Below are 4,356 nucleotides of genomic sequence, written 5' to 3' on the forward strand. Positions count from 1 at the left end.
CCTCGGGACCTACTGGGCCAGGCGCCCGCGGATCTCCCCGGCCACCTCGGCCAGGGCCACCGGCGCCTGTTCGCCGGACTCCATGTCCTTGAGCTGGACGACGCCCTCGGCCAGATCGCGCTCGCCCGCGACGATCGTGAAGCGGGCTCCTGACCGGTTCGCGCTCTTCATCGCGCCCTTGAGTCCCCGGTTCCCGTACGCGAAGTCCGCCGCGACGCCCTCGCGGCGGAGCTGCGTGACGACGCCGAAGAGCACCCGGCGGGCCTCCTCGCCGAGCGGCACCGCGAAGACACTGGTGGCCGCGGGCAGTTCGAGCTCGATGCCCTCCGCTTCCAGGGCGAGCACCGTACGGTCCACGCCGAGCGCCCAGCCCACCGACGGGAGCGCCGGTCCGCCGATCATCTCGGAGAGGCCGTCGTAGCGGCCGCCGCCGCCCACCGCGGACTGCGAGCCGAGCCCGTCGTGGACGAACTCGAAGGTGGTGCGGGTGTAGTAGTCGAGGCCGCGGACGAGCTTCTCGTCGTCCTCGTAGACCACACCGGCCGCCGAGAGCAGGTCGCGCACCTCCTCGTGGTACGCCTTGCAGGCGTCGCACAGGTAGTCGCGCAGCACCGGGGCACCGGCCAGCTGCTTCTGGACCTCGGCCCGCTTGTCGTCGAGGACCCGGAGCGGGTTGATCTCGATGCGGCGGCGGGTCTCCTCGTCCAGGTCGAGCTCGCGCAGGAAGGTCTGGAGAGCGTCCCGGTAGACGGGACGGCACTCCTTGTCGCCCAGCGAGTTGAGCAGGATGCGGAAGTTCCGCAGTCCCAGGGCGCGGTACGCCTGGTCGGCCAGGATGATCAGCTCGGCGTCCAGTGCCGGGTCCTCGGCACCGATCGCCTCGGCACCGACCTGCGAGAAGTGCCGGTAGCGGCCCTTCTGCGGGCGCTCGTAGCGGTAGTAGGACCCGGAGTACCAGAGCTTGACCGGCAGGTTGCCGAGCTTGTGGAGGTTGGCCTCCAGTGCGGCGCGGAGGACCGAGGCGGTGCCCTCGGGGCGCAGGGCCAGCTGCGAGCCGCCCTTGGTCGTGAGGGTGTACATCTCCTTGGTCACGATGTCGGTGGACTCACCGACACCGCGCGAGAACAGCGTGACGTCCTCGAAACCGGGCGTCTCGATGTAGCCGTAGCCGGAGTTCTTCAGGGGTGCGGCGATCGCCTCGCGCACCGCGAGGTACTTGGCGGAGTCCGGCGGGGTCAGGTCGTACGTGCCCTTGGGGGCCTTGAAGGTGCTCACGGGTTTTTTCTCTCGTCACATTCCTCGTCGGGGCGCGTCCAGTCCGTTCAGGAACGGATTGGAGACGCGCTCGCGGCCGATGGTCGTCTGGGGGCCGTGGCCGGACAGCACCACGGTCGAGTCGTCGAGCGGCAGGCACACACGGGCCAGCGACTCGAGCAGCTCGGCGTGGTCGCCGCCGGGCAGGTCGGTGCGTCCGACGGAGCCGGCGAAGAGCAGGTCGCCCGAGAAGAGGATCTGCGGAACATCCGCGGCCTCGGGCATCCTGAACGTCACCGACCCCTTGGTATGGCCGGGCGCATGCGCGACGGACAGCTCCAGACCGGCCAGCTCCAGGCGGGCACCGTCACTCAGCTCCTTGACGTCGTCCGGCTCCCCGACCGTCAGCTCGCCCATGAGCGGCATCCCGATGGAGCGGCCGAGGGCCTTCTCGGGGTCACTCATCATGAACCGGTCGTCGGGGTGGATCCAGGCAGGGACGTCGTGCGCGCCGCACACTGGGACCACCGAGGCGACGTGGTCGATGTGGCCGTGGGTGAGCACGACGGCGACGGGCTTCAGCCGATGCTTCTTCAGTGCTTCCTCGACGCCCTGGGCGGCCTGGTGGCCCGGGTCGATGATCACGCACTCCTCGCCCGCGGCCGGGGCGACCAGATAGCAGTTGGTCCCCCAGGCCCCTGCGGGGAACCCGGCAATGAGCACGATCATCCTTAAGGGTCGTCCGACGGCGGAACGCGACGGAGAGGGTCGCGGCAGTTCAGAGCCTACCGGCGCTCCTCATTCCACAGCTAACCCATATACGGTACGGGGCAGCCAAGGCCCGAACCCACGACCCAGCAAGGAGATCACCCGGTGGTCAGCAGCGATCAGCGGCGGCGGCAGCTCGCCAGGGACAAGTTCCAGCGGCAGCAGCAGCGCCGGGAGGAGGCACGCGGCCGCAAGAAGCGGCTGACGATCATCATCGCGTCCTCGGTGGCCGCGGTGGCGGTCGTCGGCGCGGGCTCCTACCTCGCCCTCCGCGGCGACGACACCAAGAAGGACACCGCGGACGCCGCCGCGAGCGCGAGCCCGTCGCCGAGCGAGGAGAGCAAGGCTCCCGAGCCCGCGATGAAGATCGACAAGAAGGCCACGTACACGATGGCCCTGGGAACGAGCCAGGGCGACATCTCGTTCAGCATGAAGGCGTCGAAGACGCCGCACACCACGAACTCCTTCAAGTCGCTGGCCGACAAGGGCTTCTTCGACGGCACCAAGTGTCACCGGCTGACCACGCAGGGCATCTTCGTCCTGCAGTGCGGCGACCCCAAGGGCGACGGCACGGGCGGCCCCGGCTACACCATCCCCGACGAGAACCTGGACGGCCTGGGCAAGCCGGGCAAGGACGGCACGGTGACGTACCCGGCGGGCACGGTCGCGATGGCGAACGCCGGACCGCAGACCGGTGGCAGCCAGTTCTTCCTGGTCTACAAGGACAGCAAGCTCCCGCCCAACTACACCCCGTTCGGAACGATGGACGACGCCTCGCTGAAGACCCTCGAGAAGATCGGGGCGGCGGGCGCGGCGGGCGGTGCGCCCGACGCCGCACCGAAGAAGGAAGTGAAGATCACAAAGGCCACGGTCGACAAGTCGTGACCGGCTCGGGGCGGCCGTCCGGCGGCGCCGGGCGCGGTACTGATTTTTTTCGGCCGCGCTGAGAGCGGACAGCCGGGCGGCCGGTCGCCTAGATTGACGTTGTGCAGGGCGGGCGCTGCCCGCCCCAGGAAACTGTGGACGATGCCAGGGGGGCGAACCCTCTCGCGGGCATCAGGTGGAGGAGGCGCTGTGAGCAGCGACCCGTGGGGCCGTGTCGATGAGACCGGCACCGTGTACGTGCGGACAGCCGACGGCGAGCAGGTCGTCGGATCGTGGCAGGCGGGTTCCCCCGAGGAGGCTCTGGCCTACTTCGAGCGCAAGTACGAGGGCATTGTGGTCGAGATCGGCCTCCTCGAACGGCGGGTGAAGACCACCGATCTGTCGGCGAAGGACGCGACGGCCGCCATCGAGCACCTGCGTCTTCAGGTGGACGAGCACCACGCCGTCGGCGACCTCGAAGCGCTGCGCAAGCGGCTCGACGCGCTCGTCGCGGCGGTCGACTCGCGGCGCGAGGAGCGCAAGGCCCAGAAGGCGAAGCAGACCGACGAGGCGAAGCACGCCAAGGAGGCACTGGTCGCCGAGGCGGAGGAGCTGGCCCGCAGCGAGCAGTGGCGCTCGGCCGGTGAACGGCTCCGCGCGCTCGTCGACACGTGGAAGGGCCTGCCGCGGCTCGACCGCAAGTCCGACGACGAGCTGTGGCACCGCTTCTCGCACGCCCGCTCGGCGTTCTCCAAGCGCCGCAAGGCCCACTTCGCTTCGCTGGACGCCCAGCGCGAGGAGGCCCGCAAGGCGAAGGAGAAGCTGGTCGCCGAGGCGGAGTCGCTCTCCGGCTCCACCGACTGGGGCCCCACCGCCGCCCGGTACCGCGACCTGATGACCGAGTGGAAGGCGGCGGGCCGCGCCCAGCGCGAGGCCGAGGACGACCTGTGGAACCGCTTCCGCGGTGCGCAGGACGTCTTCTTCGCCGCCCGCAGCGGGGTCTTCGCCGAGCGGGACGCGGAGCAGGGCGAGAACCTCAAGCTGAAGGAGGAGCTCGCGGTCGAGGCCGAGCGGCTGGTGCCGGTGAAGGACCTGAAGGCGGCCAGGGCCGCGTTCCGGGCCATCAACGAGCGCTGGGAGGCCATCGGCCACGTCCCGCGCGACGCCCGCCCGAAGGTCGAGGGGCGGATGCACGCGGTGGAGCGGGCGATCCAGGAGGCCGAGGAGGCCGAGTGGCGCCGGACCAACCCCGAGGCGCGGGCCCGCGCCGCGGGTCTGACCGGTCAGCTCCAGGCCGCCGTCGACAAGCTGCGTACGCAGATCGACACGGCGCGCGCCTCGGGCAACAACGCCCGCGCCGACAAGCTGGCCAAGGAGCTCGATGGCCGGCAGGCGCTGCTGGACCAGGCCCTCAAGGGCCTGGAGGAGTTCGGCGGCTGACGCCCCGACGCACGGTCCTGGGGGCCTTCC

The 4,356-nt window shown here is 70.5% G+C and carries 4 protein-coding genes; 2 read left to right on the top strand and 2 right to left on the bottom strand.

Annotated features, from left to right (window positions below; translation table 11 throughout):
• Positions 1–9: 9 nt before the first annotated feature.
• Positions 10–1,275: a histidine--tRNA ligase gene (gene hisS, locus ACFCV8_RS35515; RefSeq protein ID WP_376689678.1), complete on the bottom strand. Its 1,266-nt coding sequence runs from the start codon at positions 1,273–1,275 to the stop codon at positions 10–12.
• Positions 1,276–1,290: 15 nt separating this feature from the next.
• The gene (locus ACFCV8_RS35520; protein WP_376689679.1) at positions 1,291–1,977 is read right to left on the bottom strand and encodes an MBL fold metallo-hydrolase; all 687 of its coding nucleotides are present in this window, start codon (positions 1,975–1,977) and stop codon (positions 1,291–1,293) included.
• A gap of 150 nt (positions 1,978–2,127) precedes the next feature.
• Between ACFCV8_RS35520 and ACFCV8_RS35525 the strand changes: the two genes are divergently transcribed.
• Entirely contained in the window at positions 2,128–2,907 is a 780-nt protein-coding gene (locus ACFCV8_RS35525; RefSeq protein ID WP_376689680.1) for a peptidylprolyl isomerase, read from the top strand.
• Between the two features lie 189 nt (positions 2,908–3,096).
• Entirely contained in the window at positions 3,097–4,326 is a 1,230-nt protein-coding gene (locus ACFCV8_RS35530) for a DUF349 domain-containing protein (RefSeq protein WP_376689681.1), read from the top strand.
• The last annotated feature ends 30 nt before the right edge of the window (positions 4,327–4,356 follow it).

It is taken from the genome of Streptomyces sp. NPDC056347 (genome assembly GCF_042262625.1).
In the GTDB taxonomy this organism is placed as follows: domain Bacteria; phylum Actinomycetota; class Actinomycetes; order Streptomycetales; family Streptomycetaceae; genus Streptomyces.